This is a genomic window from Thalassotalea fusca (assembly GCF_053485835.1).
Map to the genome: position 1 here is coordinate 22,237 of NZ_JBQRUN010000009.1, position 24,034 is coordinate 46,270.

General features: G+C 41.2%; 15 protein-coding genes. 6 read left to right on the plus strand and 9 right to left on the minus strand.

Annotated features, from left to right (window positions below):
• Positions 1 to 9: 9 nt before the first annotated feature.
• The 4 genes from ACSLUK_RS12480 to ACSLUK_RS12495 form a co-directional block, all read right to left on the minus strand.
• On the minus strand, positions 10 to 1,443 hold the full coding sequence (locus ACSLUK_RS12480) for a sodium-dependent transporter (RefSeq protein ID WP_448548992.1): 1,434 nt from the start codon (positions 1,441 to 1,443) through the stop codon (positions 10 to 12).
• 401 nt (positions 1,444 to 1,844) lie between these two features.
• Entirely contained in the window at positions 1,845 to 2,687 is an 843-nt protein-coding gene (locus ACSLUK_RS12485; protein WP_448548993.1) for an HDOD domain-containing protein, read from the minus strand.
• A gap of 349 nt (positions 2,688 to 3,036) precedes the next feature.
• The gene (locus tag ACSLUK_RS12490; RefSeq protein ID WP_448548994.1) at positions 3,037 to 4,698 is read right to left on the minus strand and encodes a M28 family metallopeptidase; all 1,662 of its coding nucleotides are present in this window, start codon (positions 4,696 to 4,698) and stop codon (positions 3,037 to 3,039) included.
• 199 nt (positions 4,699 to 4,897) lie between these two features.
• Positions 4,898 to 5,377, minus strand: a complete 480-nt coding sequence (locus tag ACSLUK_RS12495) for an Lrp/AsnC ligand binding domain-containing protein (protein WP_448548995.1) — start codon at positions 5,375 to 5,377, stop codon at positions 4,898 to 4,900.
• Between the two features lie 143 nt (positions 5,378 to 5,520).
• On the opposite strand from ACSLUK_RS12495, the gene putA reads away from it, so the two are divergent.
• The gene (putA, locus tag ACSLUK_RS12500) at positions 5,521 to 9,345 is read left to right on the plus strand and encodes a bifunctional proline dehydrogenase/L-glutamate gamma-semialdehyde dehydrogenase PutA (protein WP_448548996.1); all 3,825 of its coding nucleotides are present in this window, start codon (positions 5,521 to 5,523) and stop codon (positions 9,343 to 9,345) included.
• A 133-nt stretch (positions 9,346 to 9,478) separates the two neighbouring features.
• Here the strand turns inward: putA and ACSLUK_RS12505 are convergent, their stop codons facing one another.
• Both ACSLUK_RS12505 and ACSLUK_RS12510 read right to left on the minus strand, forming a co-directional pair.
• On the minus strand, positions 9,479 to 12,040 hold the full coding sequence (locus ACSLUK_RS12505; protein WP_448548997.1) for a bifunctional diguanylate cyclase/phosphodiesterase: 2,562 nt from the start codon (positions 12,038 to 12,040) through the stop codon (positions 9,479 to 9,481).
• Between the two features lie 92 nt (positions 12,041 to 12,132).
• Positions 12,133 to 12,435 carry a hypothetical protein gene (locus tag ACSLUK_RS12510; RefSeq protein WP_448548998.1) on the minus strand — a complete coding sequence of 101 codons (303 nt, stop codon included), beginning with the start codon at positions 12,433 to 12,435 and terminating at the stop codon, positions 12,133 to 12,135.
• A gap of 167 nt (positions 12,436 to 12,602) precedes the next feature.
• Between ACSLUK_RS12510 and ACSLUK_RS12515 the strand changes: the two genes are divergently transcribed.
• Positions 12,603 to 13,442, plus strand: a complete 840-nt coding sequence (locus tag ACSLUK_RS12515; RefSeq protein ID WP_448548999.1) for a 2OG-Fe(II) oxygenase family protein — start codon at positions 12,603 to 12,605, stop codon at positions 13,440 to 13,442.
• 108 nt (positions 13,443 to 13,550) lie between these two features.
• Here the strand turns inward: ACSLUK_RS12515 and ACSLUK_RS12520 are convergent, their stop codons facing one another.
• The 3 genes from ACSLUK_RS12520 to nagX all read right to left on the minus strand — a co-directional run bounded on the left by ACSLUK_RS12520 (position 13,551) and on the right by nagX (position 19,328).
• Positions 13,551 to 16,709, minus strand: coding sequence for an efflux RND transporter permease subunit (locus tag ACSLUK_RS12520; protein WP_448549000.1), 3,159 nt, complete (start codon positions 16,707 to 16,709; stop codon positions 13,551 to 13,553).
• A 6-nt stretch (positions 16,710 to 16,715) separates the two neighbouring features.
• Positions 16,716 to 17,915, minus strand: a complete 1,200-nt coding sequence (locus ACSLUK_RS12525; RefSeq protein ID WP_448549001.1) for an efflux RND transporter periplasmic adaptor subunit — start codon at positions 17,913 to 17,915, stop codon at positions 16,716 to 16,718.
• A gap of 270 nt (positions 17,916 to 18,185) precedes the next feature.
• A complete protein-coding gene (gene nagX, locus ACSLUK_RS12530; protein ID WP_448549002.1) occupies positions 18,186 to 19,328 on the minus strand; it encodes a transmembrane glucosamine N-acetyltransferase NagX in 1,143 nt (380 codons plus the stop codon).
• Positions 19,329 to 19,586: 258 nt separating this feature from the next.
• Here nagX and ACSLUK_RS12535 point away from each other — a divergent pair, with 258 nt between their 5' ends.
• The 4 genes from ACSLUK_RS12535 to ACSLUK_RS12550 all read left to right on the plus strand — a co-directional run bounded on the left by ACSLUK_RS12535 (position 19,587) and on the right by ACSLUK_RS12550 (position 23,999).
• Positions 19,587 to 20,033: a tellurite resistance TerB family protein gene (locus ACSLUK_RS12535; protein ID WP_448549003.1), complete on the plus strand. Its 447-nt coding sequence runs from the start codon at positions 19,587 to 19,589 to the stop codon at positions 20,031 to 20,033.
• Positions 20,034 to 20,151: 118 nt separating this feature from the next.
• A complete protein-coding gene (locus ACSLUK_RS12540; RefSeq protein ID WP_448549004.1) occupies positions 20,152 to 21,759 on the plus strand; it encodes a sensor domain-containing diguanylate cyclase in 1,608 nt (535 codons plus the stop codon).
• Between the two features lie 74 nt (positions 21,760 to 21,833).
• The gene (locus ACSLUK_RS12545; protein ID WP_448549005.1) at positions 21,834 to 22,667 is read left to right on the plus strand and encodes a CvfB family protein; all 834 of its coding nucleotides are present in this window, start codon (positions 21,834 to 21,836) and stop codon (positions 22,665 to 22,667) included.
• 240 nt (positions 22,668 to 22,907) lie between these two features.
• Positions 22,908 to 23,999: a hypothetical protein gene (locus ACSLUK_RS12550; RefSeq protein ID WP_448549006.1), complete on the plus strand. Its 1,092-nt coding sequence runs from the start codon at positions 22,908 to 22,910 to the stop codon at positions 23,997 to 23,999.
• Positions 24,000 to 24,034: the final 35 nt, after the last annotated feature.

A 24,034-nucleotide genomic window follows, 5' to 3' on the forward strand; every position in this document is an offset into this window, starting at 1 on the left:
GCTGCGTATCTAGAAGCCAAACACGCTCAAAAGGTTCACTGCGAAAAACTTAGTGGCAACAGTATTAATAAAGATAAATAACACGATAACCGGAATGAAGGTACCTAATGAGAAGTTCACATATTTCTCAACCCAAGTGCCTGCATAACCACTGTTACCCGCCGAAAGCTCTTCTGTTAAATTAGCTTTTTTCCAGCGATAACTTACAAACATACAAATCAAAAAGCCATTGAGTGGCAAAATGGTATCGTAGAAAATATCGTAAACTACAGTAAAGAACGACTGTTTCGCACCAGCATATGTGACAAATTCAGTAAAAAAGGCCACCATACCAAAAGAAACAGTTGCACAAACCGTTAAAACACCTGCCGTCATCATTAACGTAGAAAGTGCTTTCTTACGAGACTGGGATTTCTCATTTACCAAGTATGAAACGGGTACTTCAATAATTGACACAAGTGAAGTAATTGCAGCGAAAAACACCAAAGTAAAGAAGAAAGTAGCTACGATACTAGCACCAACATAGCCAATCGACGTCTGCAATGCTAAAAATATTTTAGGTAAGAATGTGAATATTAACGATACTGAGCTATCACTCAAAGTAGCAGGATCCACGTCAGGATTAAATGAGAATACAGCAGGCAAAATCATTAAGCCTGCGGTAAATGCAACCGCTGTATCAGTGATCGCCACTAATTTAGCAGAACCAACAATATCGGTTTTACGGTTAATGTACGAACCGTAAGTAATTAATATCCCCATTCCAAGTGAAAGCGAGAAAAATGCCTGAGATAGCGCACCATTGACCACACTAGGGGTAATCTTGCTGATATCAGGGATAATAAAGAATTCGATGCCAGCCATTGCATTGTCTAACGTTAAGACAAAGATAACCATAACAACCAACATGACAAATAACGTCGGCATTAAGGTTTTTGCCGCGCGTTCAATACCGTCTTGTACGCCAGCAACCAATATGAAATTAACTATCGCTGCTACTACAATCATCGCGATAAACACGTAATAACTATTAACAACCTCGCCAAATGCGGCACCCGAAGCAAGGTAATCTAAGTTTCCGCTCACTGTTATCGCGATATAGCTAAATATCCAAACAGTTAACACCATGTAGAACACTGCAATCATGAACGGCGTAAGTACACCAAGAAAGCCAGCAGCTCCCCACATTTTGCTGCCACCACTTAAGGTTTTATATGCCCCAACAGGTTCTTTAGCAGTTTTACGGCCAACGGCCATTTCAGCTATCATTACAGGCAAGCAGACAAGTGCCACAAATAATGCATAGATAAGTAAAAAGGCACCACCACCATTTTTGGCAGCATTTACAGGGAAGCCCACTAAGTTACCAATACCAACTGCCGAACCAGCGGCAGCAAGAATAAAGCCTAGTTTAGAACTAAAGTGTTCTTGTTGTGCAGTCATATATGTCCTTCATTATAATTTTTCTAGGGCATGAAATGCTCGGAAACATACTTCAGCGAAAAGTCGAGAAGCGCCTGTGTATTTTTTTAGTTGACCGATGCTATCAAGCTTTGCGCTTAATGTCTCGCTTTACGTTTACGTAAATTACAATTTTGTGTACAAAAAACGATGCATTTCGTAGATAACAAACTAACAAACTAAAATAAAACAGTTAGTTATACATTTGATGTTTGCTCATAAAAAATTCAATATTCGACGGTTCGAGGTGTATTTGAATGGAATATTGGGTGGAATACGCCTAAATTTAGCCGTTTAGATAGCGGTTAAAAGTGAAAAGAGGCACACTAAGCTGGCATGCCAATTCCATTATTTTTGTACATTAAATCACCTTTAGCAACGAGCTATTTGCCGAATAATTTGCCCCCCATTATCGCCAAAATGCTTTCAGCTTCTTTTGCTGCAAATTCTGTCGCCTGAATCAAATCATCATCAGAAATCCCAAGCGACTTACACAGTGACGCATCAATCGTATCATCATAACTAAATTCCTCTGGATGACTATCAACCAGCGCTAAGCGAGATGCTAAATACAGCACTTTTACATCTTTATTAATTTGAATATCATGCGCTTGATTATAGTGGCGGATTGGCAATATGATTTTCTCGGGAATGCGCCAAATTTTTAATAAATCAGCTGACACATCCGTATAGGTAAATCCAAGCATTTCCTGTTGACGCTGCCACGGCAATACATCGGTATCGTATTTTTCACATTCTGCAGCAAGTTCAGGCGAAACCTTCGCAACAATTATTTCACCAAAGTTTTGCAATAACCCCGCAACAAATAGTCGTTCTATATCTTTTATGCCAGCTTTAATTGCGAGATTTTTGGACGCCAATGCACAAAAGACACTCATCCGCCAAAATCGCTTTAAATTGATCGCTTGATTACCAAAGTGCTTGAATGCTGAAGATGCCACATCGACTAGCATCATGTTATAGATAGATTGCGTTCCAATAATAGTGATAGCGCGAGAAATCGTACTAATCTCTCCCGGAAAGCTATAAACCGCGCTATTTGCTATTTGCAAGAGCCGTGAAGTCATGGATGGGTCAATACTGATAACATTGGCAAAATCTTCAATGGTTGATTCATCATCATCCATCAATGCCCTGACTTTAAAACATGCGTCAGGCAGCGCAAACGAACCATTGGCTTGAATAGCGTATTCATGTGCATTCATTCATTACTTCCTTTTGTTAACCTTGATTGTTTTTGATTCTAGATACTCATTAGCCACATAGCCATCCTTCGATACGTCGCTCCTCCTACTCAGGAAGAACGAATTCCATTTTGGTAACGCTAACTTCCGCAAAGCCTGAGCATCGACGCTCTTTTGTTATGCCCCGCTCCCCCTGAGCTTGTCGAAGGGCGCGTCATACCATAACCGACTGATCCTGAGCTCGACGAAGGGCCTGAACATCGACGCTCCTTGCCATCCATGGCACCGCGTCATACCGTTCGTCCTGAACATAAAAAAAGCGCATATCATTTAATAATATGCGCTTTTTAGTAATCAGGCTATGTTGAACTTACTGAGCAAATGTTTTTCCGAAAAAGTCACCTTGATTCCATGTTGGACGTTGCTCTTGATTTGCAATTTCCAAACCTATCATCATATTCACTTCAGCAAAGCTTGCTGCAGCGTCATAACGTATAGGTAAATCAATTTCATCACTGTGTTGGTGATAATGATTCTTTAAGAAATCCCCGAACATTGCGCCACCATCAATTTCAGGATCTTTCGATTTAAAGCCTGTCATTAAGAATACCGAAGGAATGCCAGCCTTAACAAAGCTATAATGGTCGCTGCGGGTAAATAGTGCTTGCTCAGGCATAGGATCTGGACTCAGACTAATATCAATTTTTTTAGCTGCCGTTTCAACTATAGAGCCTAAGCTAGAGTGTGTTGAACCAAATGCAATCACATCAGCAAATGGATACAAAATTAACGGCATGTCTAAGTTAACATTAGCCACCATTTGCATAGCAGGTACTGTAGGATTATTAGCGTAGAAACTCGAACCCAATAAGCCTTTTTCTTCACCCGTTACCACAACAAATAACACAGAGCGTTTAGGTGCTTGTGGTAATGATGATAATAGACGTGCTGTTTCCAACAAGATTGACACACCAGATGCATTATCTAATGCACCGTTGTTAATTTTGTCTTCTTCATCACCATGATGACTCACGCCAATGTGGTCTAAGTGCGCACTAAATACGACATATTCATCTTTTAACTTAGGATCACTTCCTTCAATCGCGCCAATAACATTAGGGCTCTTGATTTCTTCATGTGTGCTCTTGCTTGCCAAAGTCACTTTAGCAGATAGTGGGAATCCTTTAATCGCAACATTATTAGTGTCATCTTCAAATACCGCAGTTAAATCGCGTTCTGCACCTTCAAACAATGCAGTCGCTTTTTCATGATGCAAGTATGCACCACCTTTGATTTCATCATATTTGCCATGTGGCTTGCCATCTTTATCAACCCAACTCAAACGCGGGGAACTTGCATATTGTGCGGAGACTTCAAATGGACGAACTTTTTCACGTTTTGGTGTATGGATCGTAATGAATCCAACCGCACCACGCTCGGCTGCATGACGTACTTTTTCACCACCAGAACCGATATGAGCGCCTTCTTCAGATGGTAAATCGTCAGGGCGTCCCGTTAATGCGACAACAACCTTGCCCTTTACGTCAAGGCCGTCATAATCGTTATAACCAAAGTCTTCAGCAATTACACCATAGCCAACAAACACCGTTTCGGCCTGCACCATTGATTCAGTGCTGCTGGTCGAACCTGACATGATGAAGTCATTTTGGAATTCAAGTTCTGTTACACCAGAAGCATTCTCTATAGACATTTTAGCGCTGCCGTCTTGCAACACAGCTTTTCTAAAGGTCACTGCTTGCTCAAAGCCACCGTGCTCTCCCATCGGTGCCATTCCAAGTTGCTTAAAATATGACTTAACGTAGTTAGCAGCTACTTGATATCCATTACTTCCTGTATCACGGCCTTTAAGGGTGTCGTCAGCTAAAAATTCAATATGTGCTTTAATATTATCAGCATTCACCTTTTCTGGAGTCGCAGCGACAGTAGGTTCTGTTTTTGCTTTTTCCGCGCCGCATCCGGCTAATACCGCAAGTGATAATAAACTTGCTGAAGTAATGAGCTTAAGTTTCATTGAGTTCTCTTTATGCTTAAGTTATGTCGTTATAATTAGTACTGTTTTGGCTATGCAATGCGATATACAGAAGAACGCACCTACCGATCTCGACCAAAACGTTGCAGATACTATAGCGATGCGGACAGTTAAACACCAGATCCAACTGACAAACAATATGTAACAATTCACAATTGCTTACATATATTTATTAAACACCTTAATCAAATATAGGAATGCCAGTATCAGTCTTTATATCTTCGAGTACCACATAAGTATGTGTTGTTGATACTGCTGGCAACTCCACAATTGCACCGAGCACTTCCCGGTACGCCTCCATGTTATCAAAGCGAACTTTTAGCAAATAATCAAACCCACCAGCAACCATATGGCACTCGACCACTTCCTTAATCTTGATAACTTCCTCTTTAAAGCAATTAAAATCGCCAACGGTTGTTCTATCCAAAGACACTTGAATAAATGATGTCATGCCATACTTTAGCTGCTTAGGATTTAAAGTAGCCCTATAGCCTTTAATATATCCGTCCGCTTCTAAACGCCTTACGCGTTCCAAGCATGGGCTTGCACTTAAGTTAACTTTTTTTGCCAGATCGGCGTTCGAAATGCGGCCATCTTTCTGCAATGTGTCTAATATAGTTAAATCAATACGATCTAATGTACGTGGTTTATTGGCACTCATTGTTACAAAACCTTATATGGTTAAAGTTTACATTTACAGGAAATTATTCTGCAAAAACCCAAATTTCACAAGCACATTCTGCGGTACATCCGATAAAATGCCGCACCAATTAATGTTTAAATATTCTTTTTACAGGTGTAATTATGCTATTTAACGGAACTTTGAACTCAGTAAGTGAGATTCGACAAACAATCCGTAACCATTATCGTGCAAACGAAAATGATGTTTTGGCTGCACTTTTACCAATCGCCGAAATTAGCGTTGATGCTAAATCACGTGCTTGGGAATATGCTCGACAGCTTGTTGTTAATATCCGCAAAGACCAAATAGGCAAAGGTGGCGTTGACGCGCTACTTAACGAGTTTTCGTTGTCTACTGAAGAAGGCGTAGTATTAATGTGCCTTGCAGAGGCATTATTACGTGTACCTGACAAAGAGACAGCTGACAGCCTTATTCGTGACAAACTTGCAGATGGTGATTGGAGTTCACATATTGGCAACAGTGATTCATTGTTCGTAAATGCATCGTCTTGGGGCTTATTACTTACCGGCAAGCTCGTTAATTATTCTGATGACAAGAAAAAAGCGCAGTTTGGTTTATTAAAGAAAACTGTGGGTCGACTAGGTGAGCCTGTTATTCGTAAAGCTGTTCGTTATGCCATGAAGATCATGGGTACCCAGTTTGTTATGGGTCATAACATTAACGGCGCCATAGAGCGCGCAGTAGAAACAGAAGCAAAAGGCTACACCTACTCTTATGACATGCTAGGTGAAGGTGCTCGCACCATGCGAGACGCTGATCGTTACTTTGATGCCTATATGACCGCAATTGATGCAATAGGCGTTGCCGCCCGTGGTAAAGGCCCGCAAAAGAGTCCAGGTATCTCAATCAAGTTATCTGCGATACACCCACGCTATGAATTTTCACATCGTGATCGTGTAATTGAAGAATTAATCCCACGCTTAAAGAAACTTGCACTGGCAGCAAAAGCCTATGATATCGGTTTTACAGTTGATGCCGAGGAAGCTAACCGCTTAGACATCTCATTAGACGTCATCGAAGCCGTTTTTGCCGATAAAGACCTTGATGGTTGGAATGGTTTTGGTATTGCGGTTCAAGCATACCAAAAACGTGGCTTCCACGTGATTGAGTGGGTAAGACAACTAACGCTCAGCGTGGGTCGCCAAATGATGGTGCGCTTAGTAAAAGGCGCGTACTGGGACAGCGAAGTGAAAGATTCTCAAGTAGAAGGCTATCATGACTTCCCTGTCTTTTCGCGCAAACCTTCTACGGATGTTTCTTATCACGCTTGTGCGAAAAAGTTACTTGAATATCGCGACAGCATTTATCCGCAATTTGCGACACATAATGCCTATACAGTTGCCACAATCTTAGAAATGGCTGAAAACCATCATGGCTTTGAGTTTCAAAGATTACACGGCATGGGTGAGTCGCTCTACGATCAAGTAGTGCGTGGCAAAAACGTACCATGCCGTGTTTATGCACCGGTAGGTGAACACTCAGATCTACTGGCCTATTTGGTTCGTCGTTTACTAGAAAACGGTGCCAATAGCTCTTTCGTAAACAACATAGTCGACGACAATATTCCTGTTGAATCGCTGCTTGCTGATCCTGTTGAAACCGTTCAATCATGGTTAGACAAATATAATCCTCAGATCCCTCAATCAATTGATATTTATCAGGGTGAAGAAGGTGTTGGCCGCGTAAACTCTAAAGGAATTGATTTAACCGATATTGATGCAGTTACTGAGATGCGTGACAACTTAAATGCATGGTTTGAACAAGCTAAACAAACCAGCGTTAGTGAAGGCGAGCTGCCTGTTACCAACCCTGCTAATAACAACGAAACCATCGGAACTATCAAGCACGTTGACGCTGCTGAAATGTCAGCATTAGTTGATAAAGCGCACGAAGCGTTTGCTACGTGGTCGACAACGCCAGTTGAAGCGCGTGCGGAAATTTTGCTTAAAACCGCAGACATTTTAGAAGCCCACCGTGATGAACTCATTGCACTTTGTACAAAAGAAGCAGGTAAAACCGTTCCAGATGGGGTTGCTGAAGTACGTGAAGCAGTAGATTTTTGTCGCTACTATGCAGCAAGAGCAAAAGAATTACTTGCAGACGGCACTTTGGTATCTCGTGGCGTAGTGCTTTGTATTAGCCCGTGGAACTTCCCATTAGCGATATTCTTAGGCCAAGTTTCTGCCGCTATTGTTGCTGGTAACACTGTTGTCGCCAAACCTGCCGAACAAACGAGTTTAGTCGCATTGCGCACTATTGAACTTATGCGCGAAGTAGGTTTACCTGAAGGTGTAGTTGAACCTGTCATTGCACGCGGTAGTGTCGTTGGCCAAAACATTGTGCCAAACGAAAAAGTACAAGCGATTATGTTTACCGGTTCTACCGAAACAGGCAGCTGGATTTCACAAAAGCTCGCTGAGCGTGATGGCGACCCAGTGCCGCTAATCGCAGAAACCGGTGGGCAAAACTGTATGGTAGTGGATTCAACCGCATTACCAGAGCAAGTGGTTGACGATGTTGTTTCTTCAGGCTTCCAAAGTGCTGGACAGCGCTGTTCAGCACTTCGCGTGCTATTTGTTCAAGAGGAAGTAGCAGATAAAATCATCACCATGATAAAAGGCGCGATGCAAGAATTACACATTGGTGATCCTGCGTTCTTATCAACGGATGTTGGCCCTGTTATTGATAAAAAAGCATTAGCTGCGTTGAATGAACATGTTGATTACCTCAAGTCACGCGGTACGCTGCATTATGCTTGTAAACCTCCTGTTTTAGCTGATGGCATTGCCGAAGACGAGCATAACTTCTTTATTCCTCGACTTTATGAAATCAGTGATTTGTCTGTCCTGAAAAAAGAAGTATTTGGCCCAATCGTGCATGTTATTCGATACAAAGCCAATCAACTCGAGAATGTGATTAATCAAATTAATGGTACGGGCTTTGGTTTAACTATGGGTATCCATACCCGTATTGAAGAAAAAAGCGAATATTTAGCAGCGCGCTCTCGTGCTGGTAACGTTTATGTGAATCGTAACATGATTGGTGCAGTTGTAGGTGTTCAACCATTTGGTGGTCGCGGCCTATCAGGAACAGGCCCTAAAGCGGGTGGCCCAATGTACTTAACACGCTTAGTTAAACACGATATTAGCGTCCCAAGTAAGCATCTTACTGACGAGCAGGCGCAGGCATTTGCTGAACAAGCTGAACAGGTTAAATCCGCGGAATCAAGCGTTGCTCGCCAAATTTCACAAGCAAAAGCACAGGAATTAAGCTGGGGCTTCACTCCGCTCAATACTAAATTGTCTGTACTACGCCAAATGCTGGCACAGTTAGCCTCTAACAAAGTGGTACTTGCGCAAGAAAGCGAATTACCTGAAACACTTAAGCATGCGCGTGAACAGCTTTTATTTATTGAGAAACAGCTTAAAGCACCTAAAGTGTTACCGGGTCCTACGGGCGAGTCAAATACGCTGTACTTTGAATCACGTGGCACAGTTGCTAGTTTGCGTTGTGAAGATACACCGTTCAACTTCTGGATGATGTCGATCATATCGGCTTTAGCTGCAGGTAATACCGTTGTCGCGATTGTTGATAAGAAGTACTTATCAGAAGCACAGGCTATTTCAAGCATTCTTGAACAAACAGGCTTACCGAGCGGTGCATTCCAAGTGTTAACGCTTGGTCATTTAGTCACGGCGCTGAAGCATGAAGACTTAGCAGGTGCGGTAGTCGACAATGCGAGTCCGTTCAAAAGTTTGGTTGGTGAAACAATTGCAGCACGTAAAGGCGCAATTTTGCCACTCATCACTGCTTACACAAACAGCGACCTGTTCCATCGCATGGTGACTGAAAAAACTGTCACCATAGATACAACAGCCGCTGGCGGTAATGCCTCGTTAATGACCATGGAAAGTAACGTTGGCTAATTAGCCTCAATTGAGCAAATTTATAAACTTGCTCAACAATGAATGCGGTAGTGGAATAAAATATTTTTCACTACCTCGTACTAAACTGTGTCACTAAACTATCCCCTTAGTGGCACAGTTTTTTTCTAGAAATTTACAGTAATGCTTCAACATCCTGAGTTGTCATTGGTTTATGAAAATAGAATCCTTGCCCGTACAAACAATTCATTTTTTTCAGTAGTTTAGCATCGGCAGCGTTTTCAATACCTTCGCCGACAGTTGTCATTTGCAAATTAGTCGCCAAATCGATAATTGCCTTGATGATCGCATGATTATTAGCATGCTCATGAACGTTATTGATAAATGATCTATCAATTTTTAGCACATCCATTGGAAAACGATGTAAATAGCTAAGACTTGAATAACCCGTACCAAAATCGTCCAGCAGAATCTTAACTCCCATTCCCCTTAATGTTTGTATATTCTTTAACACCACCTCAGCGTTTTCTAATAGTGCACGTTCGGTAATCTCAAGCCGTAAGCATCTCGCATCAATATCCACTTGCTCGAGTAACTGCTTGATATCATTTGGTAGCGTATAACTGAAAAAGTGATCGCAGTACAAGTTACAACTCACATACAAATCTTCGCGGTTGAGTCTGATTTGCCAGTCTTTAAGCTGCATGCAGGCTTTTTTCATGATCTGAAAGTCAATTGCCATGACTAAGTTGGTTTCTTCGGCCAGCGGAATAAAATCATTGGGTGCAACGAAACCGCGCTTGTGGCTATGCCACCTAGCCAGTGCCTCAAAGCCAATAATTTTATTATCTTGCAGTTGTACAATAGGCTGAAAATAGGGAGAAAACTCTTCTTTTGCAATGCCTTCACGAATATCCGCTTCCAATGCCAAAGCATCTTTCAGTTTTTCGTTCATGCTGGCATCAAAGATCTCATATCGGCCTTTGCCTTTATCTTTGGCGTGATACATCGCAGTATCTGCATCGCGCAGCATTTCGTCTGCGCTGTGATACCGGTCGTCATTGAACAATACGCCAATACTGGCACCAATAAACACCGACTGACCTTCAATTAAGAATGGGTTCGACAGATACTCAGTAATCCGTTGTGCGATCTCAAACGCTTCTTCTTTGCTGTCGAGATCTTCGGTTAGTACAACAAACTCATCACCACCCAAGCGCGCAACTGTGTCTTTGGTTCTTACTAAGGTCTTTAAATCACGGCCAACCTCTTTTAACAATGTGTCGCCCGCATGATGACCAAGACTATCATTGACCATTTTAAACCGGTCTAAATCAAGAAATAACACAGCATAAGTCACGTTGGGTTTGCGTATGCCGCAGGCAATGGCATGGTTAAGCATATCGAGAAACAAAGTACGGTTGGGCAATCCCGTTAAGCTATCGTGCGTTGCCGCGTATTTAAGTTGCAGCTCTATTTGCTCTCGTTGGCGAATTTCTTCTTCTAACTCAGAGGTTCGAACCTTGACCTGGTGCTCCAATGTTTCATGGGCTTTTCGTTCAAAATCAGCTAACTCACGTCGTTTGATTGCTGTTGATACATGCTGAGACACAAAATTCATCAGCTCAACATCTTGCTCAGTGAACTTAACGCTAATATGATAGCTTTGTATCACCATGGCACCTATCACTTCGCCAGATTGCGTTAGTGGCACGCCTAACCATGATTCAGTTTCTGGTTGCGGACACTGTGCTTTTCCTTGCTTATAGAGCGCCATCATTTTTTCTTGATCAAGCAGCATAGTTTCACCGCTTTTGATAACAAGTTCAGTGAAATGATTGGATGCTTTTCGCGGACTAAAATCGGCTTTCAGGTTTTCACTTTTTTGATCGGAATAATACACGAATTTTACCGTATCACTTTGTCGGTTATACCGTGCAATGTAGAAATTCTCAGCATTGATTAGTTGACCGATGATATTATGCACCATCGAGTAAAACTTACTAATTTCAATTGATGTATCATTTGTAAGTTCCGAAATGCGAAACAGTGATTCTTGCAATAATTCCGACTTTTCACGATCCCGGATTTGCTTCATTAATTCACGGGTTCGTGCATCAACCGCTTTTTGCAATCTTTCTCGATCTTGTAATCTCACCATTGCTGAGACCACATGCTGCGCGGTAAAAGTTAGCATGTCTAAATCATGCTCTTGATATCGTGTTGTTTCGGAGTAACTTTGAACCGTCATTACACCAATAACAAACCCGTTATGCATAAGCGGCACGCCAAGCCAATCGGTACCCGAACTTCCCGTTTGTACAATCAGCTTATTCTTGGTTAACTCGTCAATAACTTCAGGTGTTGCCAACAAAGGCTTTCCTGTTTCAATGACATAGTTGGTCATTGAGCCTTTAAAGTCTTCAAAAGGGAATTGGCCTTCAGGCCATTTGTCGAATTCATCAACGTGATACACGAATTCTAACGTTGAAAATGTTTGGTCGTACATCACGATATAAAAATTCTTTGCATTCATGATAGATGCAATTGCTTGATGTACTTGATAGAAAAAGGTGTCTAGATCTGCGCAATCACTTGCGAGTTGGTTCAACGTAAATAACGCAGTATAACGGTCGTGCAACTTACGATATTTTTCCAGGAGCAAAATACTTTCTTTAGCAAGCTCATTGCTCGCTATCTGTTCGTGATTGTCGTCATCCTTTGAAATAGTCGTCATACTGCCTTTTATGCCTTAACCTATTCGTTATAAAACTATTGTTTACAATAGCAATATAGCGAGTAAGTCAGGCAAGAGCAAGCAACTAGCGGTTAGCCCTTAATTTCTTTGATTATCTCTTTTTTATTCGCTTCAATTTGCTCTTTGTTGCCACAAATAGCTGCTTGGTGTTCGTCGCGGTAGTAACGAATATCAATACAATCATTTTGATACCTACGCTCTAGCTCTGTTCTGATAATAGGCTTATCTTTTGCGTTGATAATTTGCTTATGTAATGCCTGACAGGCTTGTATTTGCTCTGACGCCAATGTTACATCTTCACATGTTCCCGACTGAGAAGAACAACCCATTAATAGTATCGTCGCAGCAATTGCGCTGGTCATAAAGTATTTCATGTCTATGTCACTTAAATCATTAATTTTTATTTTGAAGGAGTATAACCGGACTGTTAATTAGGTGATAGCTTTTTACAAGATCAGCTTTAACAATTTATCGCCAGCACCATTTTATAGTAGACTATAGGATTGTAAATTTAAAAGAACAGATAACCTGGGAGAAAGTTATGCATGTTCAAGTAGTAGATTATACTGCCGCTGACGCCCCTCAACGCTTTGTTGAAAGTTTAAGACATACAGGATTTGGCGTACTAATAAACCACCCAATTAAACAAGATCTTGTTGAGTCGATATATAAGAATTGGTATGAATTCTTTTCTACTGGAAACAAACAAGACTTTGCCTTTGATCCTCAAAAACAGGATGGTTATTTTGCGCCTGAGATTTCAGAAACGGCTAAGGGTCATTCCAAAAAAGACATCAAAGAATACTACCATGTTTACCCTTGGGGTCGTATTCCAAAACATTTGACAGAAGAAATCCTTGAATATTATAAATTAGCATCATCATTAGCAGGCGAGTTACTTGATTGGGTTGAAAAACACAGTCCGCCAGAAGTAGCAGCTTTGTACTCTGAGCCATTGTCAAACATGATCATGGACACACCAAATACGTTATTGAGAATATTGCATTACCCTCCTCTCAGTGGTGATGAAGAGCCAGGCGCAGTGCGCGCAGCAGCTCATGAAGATATTAATTTACTGACTATCTTGCCAGCGGCTAATGAGCCAGGCTTACAAGTGCAACAGCAAGATGGTACTTGGATGGACGTACCTTCAGATTTTGGTAGCCTCATCATCAATATTGGCGATATGTTACAAGAAGCATCGGGTGGTTATTTTCCGTCTACCAGCCATCGAGTTATCAACCCAACAGGTAAAGCTGCCACGCACTCTCGTATCTCTTTACCGCTCTTTTTACACCCTCGCTCAGAGGTTGAATTGTCAGAGCGCCATACCCAAGCAAGCTATTTATTAGAACGTTTGAAAGAGCTAGGCGTGAAATAACTCAATTGGATTACTGTAAAGTAACGCCGTTAAATTGTCGTTAATCTGCACCAAGTAAAAAGGCCGTCAACAATGTTGACGGCCTTTTGCTTTTATCATGTCACCCGTTTACGATTGTTGCAGTGACTGTTGCTCCGTAGCCTTTTTGCTACTAAAGGATCCTTTAACTTTTTTGATACCACTTTTTGCATCTTCAATAATCATATACAAACTTGGAATGAGTACCAAAGTAACCACCGTTGCAAACAGTACCCCGAACGACAACGACACTGCCATAGGAATCACTATTTTCGCTTGCATACTTGTTTCAAAGAATACGATAGGTACTAAACCAATAAAGGTTGTAAGTGAGGTAAGCATTATCGCTCTGAAACGCTTAGTACCAGCAAACACCACCGCTTCTTTTAACGCAATGCCCTGCTTACGTGAATTATTAACGTAGTCCACCATTACTAGGGAGTCGTTCACCACAACCCCCGCTGCAGCGATTATTCCAAACAATGACAATGCATTTAAGTCCATTCCAAGAAGCATATGACCAAACGTTGCACCTATAACACCGAATGGGATCACGACCATGATCATCATTGGTTGCGAGTATGATTTTAACGGCACAGCTAATAACGAATAGATCACCATCAAGGAGATAATGAAGCCTCGAACTTGCTCCCAAAAGCTCTCCATTTCTTCCTGAATGCTGCCCGTAAGCTCACTGTTCAATTGAGGATACTTACGTTTAAGCTGCGGGATAAAATTATCTCGAATATCTTTTGCGACTTTAAATGGTTCAACTTGATCGGCGTCTACAGAAGCCCATACATTGATAGTACGATTGCCATTTTCACGTCGGATGCGCGTTACACCGTCAGTTAAACTAATGTTCGCTAGTTCAGAAAGCGGCAACTCTGCACCGTTAGGCGCTTGAATCATCACGTCATCAACGTGACCAACTGAACTGCGCTGATCTAGAGGATAACGAATCATGACTTTGATTTCTTCGGTGTCACGAAGAATACGTTGTGCTTCAAGTCCATAAAAGCTGTGACCAACTTGTGACGCAATATCTGACAAAGTTAACCCTAGGCTATGTGCTAATGGCTTAAGCGTAAACTGAACCTCTTTCGCACTAGTTTGACGAGAATCATTAACGTCCCCTACCCCTTTCAACGAGTTCAACTTAGCCTTTAACTCTTTTGCTGCAGCGAGTAACGTTGCGTCATCATGGCTTTCTAGCCTAAAGCTTACATCACCGTCTTCACGGCCACCGCCAAATAAATTATCGTCAATTGAAAACGATTTTACCCCAGGCATTTTAGGAATAGCTTTACGCCATAATTCAGCTAGTGCAAAGGTATCCATTGCACGTAGTTCAGGGTCTACTAGTTTCACCGTAATTCTACCAGCAGTTCTTCCACGAAGTGCAACATCCATATCAGAGATCATGCCTTGACCGTGTTCGGCGGCAATTTTCTCATCAACTGATTTCAAAATGCTTTCTACGCGTAATACGGTATCAAGCGTTTGTTGCTCTGAGGCATCTACATTCATATCAATAGAAACACGCGGAAAATCATGAGGTATTTTGGGTTGACCAACAAAGCGCACTAGTCCACCGCTAAACAGTCCTGCACTGATCAATAATATGGCAATAAAGAAAGTAAACACGCCATAACGATAATCAAGAAATTTCTCTAATGCTGGACGGTACACATTATCTATAAAGCGCTTAAGGCTAACGTCAATGGCTCTCCTGATACGATCTAATGGATTCTTAGGGTTAAACTCTTTTACTTTCATTCTCGCCAAATGCGCAGGCAGAATAAGTTTTGACTCAACTAATGAGAATAACAAACAGAATATTACTACGAAGCCAATTGATTGGTTAAATGCGGACGAAGGTCCGTCGCCAAGAACAAACGGTACAAAGGCCGCAATGGTTGTTAATACACCAAACGTTGCTGGCATCGCGACTCGCTTAACACCACGAATGACACTTTCTGTACTATGGCCTTTGTCTTCGATTTCAGCGTGAGCACTTTCTCCCATCACAATGGCATCGTCGACGACAATCCCCAGTACTAGAATGAAAGCAAATAAGCTCGTGATATTAATCGTGACATTTACGAATTCCATCGGCATAACCAACAATGTTCCTAAGAAACATACCGGTAAGCCCATCATTACCCAAAATGCTAAGCGAATTCGAAGGAACAACGCTAGCATCAAAAATACAAGTACCGCCCCGCTCTTCATGTTGTCGACCATCATGTCTAATCGACCTTGAAGATAATAGGTCATGTCTACCCAAGGCTCTAATTTAACCCCCGGCGGCAGGCTATCAGCTTTTGCATCAACAAACTGATTAATGACTTTCGCTACGTCAGTAATGCTTTGATTGTCAGCAGCGCCAATAAAGAAAGTGGCTGAGTTCATACCGTTGAATTTAGAGTACTGTAGCCCTTCTTCAAATCCATCATGAATCGTGGCAATATCGCCTAATAGAATCTTTGTGCCATCTTCCATTGTGACAACAGGAATACGTTCAAATTCATGGCCGCGATAGGCTTGATTTTCTACACGCAAGTTAATGTAGCCGTTTTCCGCACGAATTTGTCCAGCTGACATATTGCGAGACTGGTTTCGTACAGCTCTGGCTACATCATTGAAGCTTAAACCGTATTCTCTTAACTTGTCTTTACTCACTTCAACCGAAATTTCGTAACTTAAACCGCTATAGAATTCAGAAATATTGACTAAAGGTAACTGCTGAATTTCATCGTGAATTTTGCGACCAAGTTCTTTTAATTCAATGTTGGTTAAATCACCGTATAAAGCGAGATACATCACTTCCTGACGAAATTTCTCACGCTCAATTTTAGGACGTTCCATACCGTCAGGAAAGCTAGGAATTGCGTCAATTGCTGACTTTACTTCGTCAAGGACAACTTGCGGATCGTAGCTTTCATCAACACGGAACCAACCATTTGAGTAGTTACGGTTTGAATACGTAATAACCCTTTCTAAGCCTTGAACAGTTTCCAGTGCTTCTTCAATTTTAATCGTAATGCCTTCTTCCACTTCTTGTGGCGCGGCACCAGGGTATTGTGCACTAAATGAAATCCAATTAATTTTTACCTGAGGGAACATCTGCTTGTTAATGGTCATTGCCGTTAACAAGCCGCCGATAATGATAAATATCATCAGTAGGTTTGCGGCTACACTGTTGCGCGCAAACCAAGCAATTAAGCCTTTATTAGTATCATCCATAGATTGTTACTCCTTAACACTAGCGATTTGCGTGTCAGAGCCGTCTTCAGATTGGTTCTCTAAATCAGATTCATCAGTTGGCAACGCTAACTGCATGCCATCGATAGGGTAATCAAGTGCAGAAACTATCATTTGATCTCCCGTATTAAGGCCTTGAGAAATAACAACATTAGCGCCTACTTGGCGAACGATATCTACTTCAACAAATTGTAGTTTTGACTCTTCACTTAGAATAGCAACGCGACCGTTATTAACTAAATAGCGTGGTACCATAGTTGCGTTAGCTAACGACTGACCTAAGATCTCTGCATTAATATAACTACCAAAGCGCAGTACAGGTTTTTGTTCATATTCTGATGAAAGCGCATAAGGGTCTCTGACTTCAGCAACCAAGTAACTCATACGACTCTTCTCATCAATAACGCCTTCGCTTCGTACAATTTTCGCAGACCAGGTAGTAGATTGGCCACCAAAACTGCCTTTGATAACAACTTCTGCGTTTTTGCCATGATCAACTAAAAACTGCAGTTGATTATCAGCAACGGGTAAGCGTACCTCAGCCGTATCAGTTGATAGCAATTTACCAACACGTGTGCCCATCGCAACGAATGAACCGAGTCCAACACTACGATCATCAATCATCGCATCGTACGGTGCCTTGATTTGCGTTCTTTCTAAGTTACGCTTAGCTCTTAGTACAGAGGCTTCAGCAGCTTTGACGCGCGCTAACTCCTGCGCTAATTGTGGCTTTCGCAAACTTAGTGCTGTCGGAGTAGCATTTGAAATACGTTTCCACTCTTCCTCAGCCACCATACCTTGCGCACGTTCAGTTTCTAATGCTGCGTGGGCAGAAGCCAAAGTCGCTTCAGCATCAATTAAAGCCGCTTCATAATCACTCGGGTCAATTACCGCAAGTAACTGTCCTTTGCTCACAAATCCACCTCGAACAAATGCGTCGGACAGTTCGACAATTTGCCCGCTAATTTGCGCGACAAGTTCAGTTTCATACTTAGGTTTAATGACACCATATGAATCGACATGCAATGTCATGGGAGCAACAGTAATAGATTCAACGGCAACGATTGGTGTGTTGTCTTCCTTTGCTTTTTCTTCAGGTGGTTTCTTCATACCAGCAAGTAATGCGAACAGCACTATACCGGCAAGTACTATGACAATAGGTACAATAATTTGTTTTTTACGAGTCACCGCTATTTCCCCTACTAAATTGTAATCAAGCGTAACAATCTGTTAATGGCGTACATAATAATGGATCTTATGCACGGAGTTACTAGAAAGTTGTAAGTGCTTATTACAAAAAGCTTGCCGTATTCGTACAAAAACTATAAAAAACAAGAGACAACAAATTTAAACATTAAATAACAACAAGTTACAAGGAAAATCAAACTAACTTATTTACCGAAAAATATAGTAGAAGGGTTTGTACTAAAAATACAAGTTGGCGATTTTCGCCATAATTTAAACTTTTATAAATATTTTTTGGCGATATAACCAATAGAGTACTAACCATTGCAGTAAAACCATTCCACCAAATAATACTAATTCTCGCCAACCCGGAGCGGCCACCTGCAAAACTCCACCAAACAAGCTGCTTGAAATGTAAGACCAATTTATTAAGCTAGAACCGAGGTATACAATAATTGAATTGGTACCAATAACCGCAAATACTTTTGCCCAACGCCGCCAGTTTAGTACATCAATGAGTCCGTAAAATATCGCTAGCAGTAACGTGCTATATCCAACGGTCACTAATACAAAAGAGCTTGTCCATAACACTTTGTTTATAGGAAAAAAGCTGCCCCACCCGTAGCCAATTAATAGACATGAAACTCCAACAACCAGTAATTTGACAAGCAACGTTCTTGGCGAAGACAATTGTTGCTTCATCATTCGTCCCACAAAAACACCTGCTAATGCATTGACCACTGATGGAATATTTGAAAGGATGCCTTCAGGGTCTAATGGCTGATTTAGGTAAGTACTTCCAGGTAATAATGTTTGATCAAACCATACATTTAACGCCCCATTAGCACTATAGTTTCCGCCACCATAATCGCCTATTGAGACAAAAGTTAACACCAGCCAATAACCTATCAATATAGCTAATGCGGTAATCCATTGTGCACGCTCTGATAAATACCAAACAATCAATGCCGCAAAAAACCACGAAACACCAATTCGACCGAGTACACTGGCAAATCGTATTTCATCAAAGGCCAGCGGAATACCGGTTCCCCAACCGTGGTTATATATGATCCCTAGCAAAACGAGCAGAATTAACCGCTTAATGCCATTCAGTAATATTCGTGTGGCCTGCTCAGGAGGGTATGTTGCTAAGGGTTTTGCAGCAATACCCAAACTTACTCCCGACAAAAAGATAAATAGTGGAAAGATAAGGTCGTACGCAGTAAAACCATGCCAAGGCGTGTGGTTCATTTGCTGAGCGGCAACATCAAATACCACCCAACCACTTATGACAAAAAACGCTGCAAAAAACTTCTCTGCGCCAATGATCCACACCATATCAAACCCTCGTAGGGCATCAATGGAAAGCAATCGTTGTTTTTTCCGCGCAAGAGCAGGTGTGCTCGTATCAGTCATAATGTGTACCTTTGTCGCTTTATCTTATTGTTCTATTTTGATGACTTTCTTAATTGCAATTGCACTTATTAACAGGGTTATCCAACACTCTCAGCCAGCAAAGACAACGCTGTCATTCGGTATTCTACTGACCTTTTGGCAAATAGCAACTCCGCTATGTTGCAATGAAGTCCAAATGAGAAAAGACATAACATGATACAAAAACTAACTTGCCACGACAGTAGAATGTCCACACAATGGTAAGAGTAAGGAGGTGCTATGTTACATAAAATTAGACAGTTTTTTGATTCAATAACACAAGAAGAGACATCTCAAGGAGCGGCTCTTGATATAGAAGTGGCTTGCGCAGTGCTACTTTTTGAGGTGATTAATGCCGATGATGAATTATCTCCAGAAGAACAAGAGAAGCTGAGCACTATCATTCAAGGACACTTTTCGCTGCAGCACGATGAAGTCTCTGAAATTATCGAACAAGCAAAGAAACTAAGTGAAGATGCCAATGACTTTCATCAATTTACCTCACAGGTAAATCGTCATTATTCTGCTGAAGAAAAAACAAAAATAGTCGCACTTTTATGGCAATTAGCACTTGCTGACGGTCACGTTTCGGCCATAGAAGAACACACGATTCGAAAAATCGCAGATTTGCTCTATCTGCGCCATGGTGAATATATTCAAGCCAAACTGAGTATTGAATCGCCTTAATCAATGCTTTGTCGCAATAGCACTCTGTATTGGCCTTTACGCTATTAGAATTAACTTATTCGGTAATTTATCCAGACCTCTCTATAATTAAAGAAATGTCATCAAATAAAGCCGATAGATGAAATCTTTCTCTTTCAGCCAGCTTCAAACACAGATCTTGTTATTAATTATCATATTGTTTACGAGTATGACGCTGAGCTACAGACTTTTCATTGAGCAACCTCAGGCTGAACGTTCCCTTAAAGCATTTCAAAACAAAGAGTTGAAACTTATTCAACTCTCCATCAAAGAATCTATCAAACATTTACAGGCAATTACCTATGACTATGCAATATGGGATGACACATACAATTTTGTCAACGCGCCCAATGATACATACACCACAACCAACTTTGTTGATGATACGTTCGTTAGTCTAGCCATAGATGGAGTTCTTATTATTAACAAGACAGGAGAAACCGTTTTTTCGCAAGGTTTTTTGCACCAAGTACAGCAGCAATTTACTTTGTTCTCAGAAGGCGTAAAGCAACTACCAGCCATCATCGACAGATCGAATTCAAGCGCCAATGCAACAACACCGCGAAAGTCTTTCGATATTGTGTTAACGCCAGCAGGATTAACACTATATAGTGCGGTTGAAATTAGACGCTCCAATAAATCAGGTGAATTTAGCGGTTTTTTTGTATTTTTTCGCCAGCTCAATCAGAAGTATTTTGATGGTATTGCTGAAACCGTTATGACGCCCATCAAATTTGAACTCCTTGCCGATAGAGGTACTGGCTCATCCGAGAGCTATTCATGGCTATCGGAGTTTACGAAATCCAAAGCAAGCAAATATAGCTTTTTGCGGCTCGAAGATGTACTAGGTCATGCAGCCGCCCAGTTAAAGATTGAGCATCAGCAGTATCAAGTGCCACCGCTTTTGGACCTAAAAGTGTTGGGGTTTATTTCGTTGTTCTCGCTCATCATGTTCATTGCTTTTCTCATGTTTAACAATCGTATCATTCGCCCTGTGCAGCGGTTTCTTCGTCAAGTCAAAGCGTTGGATACGATTGATGGTAACACCACATTATCTGAAGACTTTCGCATCACTGAGCTCAACATAGTTGCCAAACATATCAATCACCTACATCAAATTGTTAACGAACAAAATACCTTGTTGAGTGAACAATTAACTATCGATTCTCTTACCGGGCTAAGCAATCGACGTGGGCTCGAAGAGCATTTGGCAAAACACTGTGATTTAATGACGCGTCAAAGCGTGCCTTTTGCCATCGTGCTAGTCGAAATAGACTACTTTGAACAATATCGTAGCGTATTAGGATTAGTAGACGGTGACCAATTGCTCATACAAATTGCTGATATTTTACGTTTCCACATTAAGCGAAAGAATGATATTTGCGCGCATTTTAAAAAAGAAGAGTTTGTCTCACTTTATAGCGGCATAGACCAATCGCAATTATCACAAATCTTGAATGACATCACTTCACACGTAGATCGGCTTAAAATTCCTCATCCAAACTCTACTGTGTCCAATCAGGTAACGTTAAGCTTAGGCGCTTGCTATATCGGCAGTAGCCAGGGAGCGTACGATTTTATTTCTGTGAAAAATGTCATGCGGGCAGCTGATTTTGCGTTGTACCAGTCTCGCGAAAAAGGGAGAAACTGTCATACTAGCTTATCGTTTGAAACTTTTACTGAAATTGTAAAAGTACCGCATGAATAAGGTGTTTAGATATGATTATTAGGTATAATACACCATTCAGCTACACTCCCTATTAACTCAAAAAGTAAAATTCTATGGCAAATATCGGCAAATACAACACGCTTTCAGTAATTGCACTAAGCGCAAATGGTGCCTACCTTGATGGTGGTAGCCTAGGTGAAATTCTCCTACCTAATAAATACGTGCCTACTGATTGTGATATTGATGATAAAATCGAGGTGTTTATTTATGCTGATTCAGCCGATCGGCTAGTCGCCACGACAGAACGCCCAAAAGCTCAGGTAGGCGAATTTGCCTCACTTCGCGTAAAAGACACCAACAAAATGGGCGCATTTTTAGATTGGGGATTGGCAAAAGACTTATTAGTGCCGTTCAATCAACAGCATAAAAAAATGGAAGTAGGTCGTCACTATTTGGTTTACGTCTACGTAGACGAGCGCACTGAACGACTGGTGGCAAGCAGTAAACTCGACAAGTTTGTCGATATCTGGCCAGCAGACTATAAGAACGGCCAAGAAGTAACGCTAACCATCGCCGCACGAACTGACTTAGGCTTCAAAGCGATTATCGACCATCACCACTGGGGCTTACTTTACGCCAACGAAATTTTTAAACCCGTTCGCATCGGTCAATCGTTGAAAGGATATGTTAAACGAATGCGAGAAGACGGGCGTGTAGATTTATCACTAACCCGTGTGGGCAAAGGTAAAGTTATCGACTTTAAAGACACGCTAATAGAGTACCTTAACAATAACGATGGCTTTACACCGCTAAATGACAAAAGCTCACCAGAGCTAATTCAAAAGACACTGGGCGTTAGTAAGAAAACCTTTAAAGCAACCGTAGGTAATTTACTCAAGCAGAACAAAATCACTATCACGAGTGATGGGATAAAGTTAGTTAATTAGCAAGCTAATTTTATCTATTCTGTATTGCAAAGATTGGAGGCACTTCATTTGAATGTGTCACCAATCAAGAAAATTCTAAGCACAATACCCCATCTTTGTCATTTAACATATAACTAACATTTTCAAAAAATTTTTGACTAATCGAGGTTGACAGCTTTTTTTTGCGCATTATTATTTTTCCGCTTTATTAAGTAAAGTAAACAATTTGTAAAATAATTCATCAAGGAAAAGGAACTGAAGATGAAAATTAAATGGATCCTACCATTAACACTAATGGCTGCGAGCTTTGCCACGGCTGCTGAAAAATGGGAAGCCCGAGTTGATAAGAACGTCAATTCAACTAAAGCTAACCAGATAGCTCAGCAATACCGCCCTAAGATACACTGTAATGGGACTGATCGCCCTGATACCCAGGTTTGTTACTCCAATGCAATCAAATTATTGGTTGTAGATGGTGACACTCGAACTATGTACGCGTTTGAGATAGATCATGACAATCAAAGCCAACCTAGCTACTTAATGAATTTGTACGTAAATAGCATCAGCATTCCAGCAAATGTAGTGAATGTGATGCATGAGACCCTAGATACATATAATATTCTAGGCAGGACAATTGACGAAGTAGATCAGCACCTTAACTCACAAAATATAAAAAACTTGAGTCAATTAGCACGATTAACTTCAAGTAATGCAAGCGCTAACAATTGTGAAGAATCTGCTGAAAGCAAAGTCGTAAAAGCCGCTTATAGTGCCAATGTAACAAGCAAAATCCAGTCAATCGCTAAGAATATATTTTCTAACAAGTACGCTAGTTTAGATAATTCTATTTTTGGCGTAGATTTATCCAATTTTAGTTTCAATGTAAGTGGCCAAGGTGTAACTTTGAGCGGTACTTCTGCGTTTAATGCTATACCTAAAATAATTGAGAAGTCCTTTTGGCATGGTGCTGATAACTCAATACATCCATCAAATGAAAACACTGCGGCATATGACCTAACATTAAATAGCGGATCTGTAGCGTTATCCGTGAATGAAGTAAGAACAAGGCTAGATGGTATGAGCTTGAATCGACTAACTAATTCAGGCGCAACTAAAGCCAGTGTATGTCTACTTGAAGAATTAAATAAGTATCTGCCAGCAACAGTCGAAGTGTACGGTAACTCAAGTACCTCGCCATCAGAAGGGCCCACTTCTCTGCCGCTTGGCTACAATCGGGTTCCAGTAACTCAAAGCAATGGCCGAACTGGTGGGCAAATTCTAAGTGACCTTTGTGTTTGGCGCTTTTACCTAAATGGTAAAGAAATATCTAACATGATAGGTCCATGCCCATAACGCTATTAAACGACAAAATAAAAAGAGGAACCCAA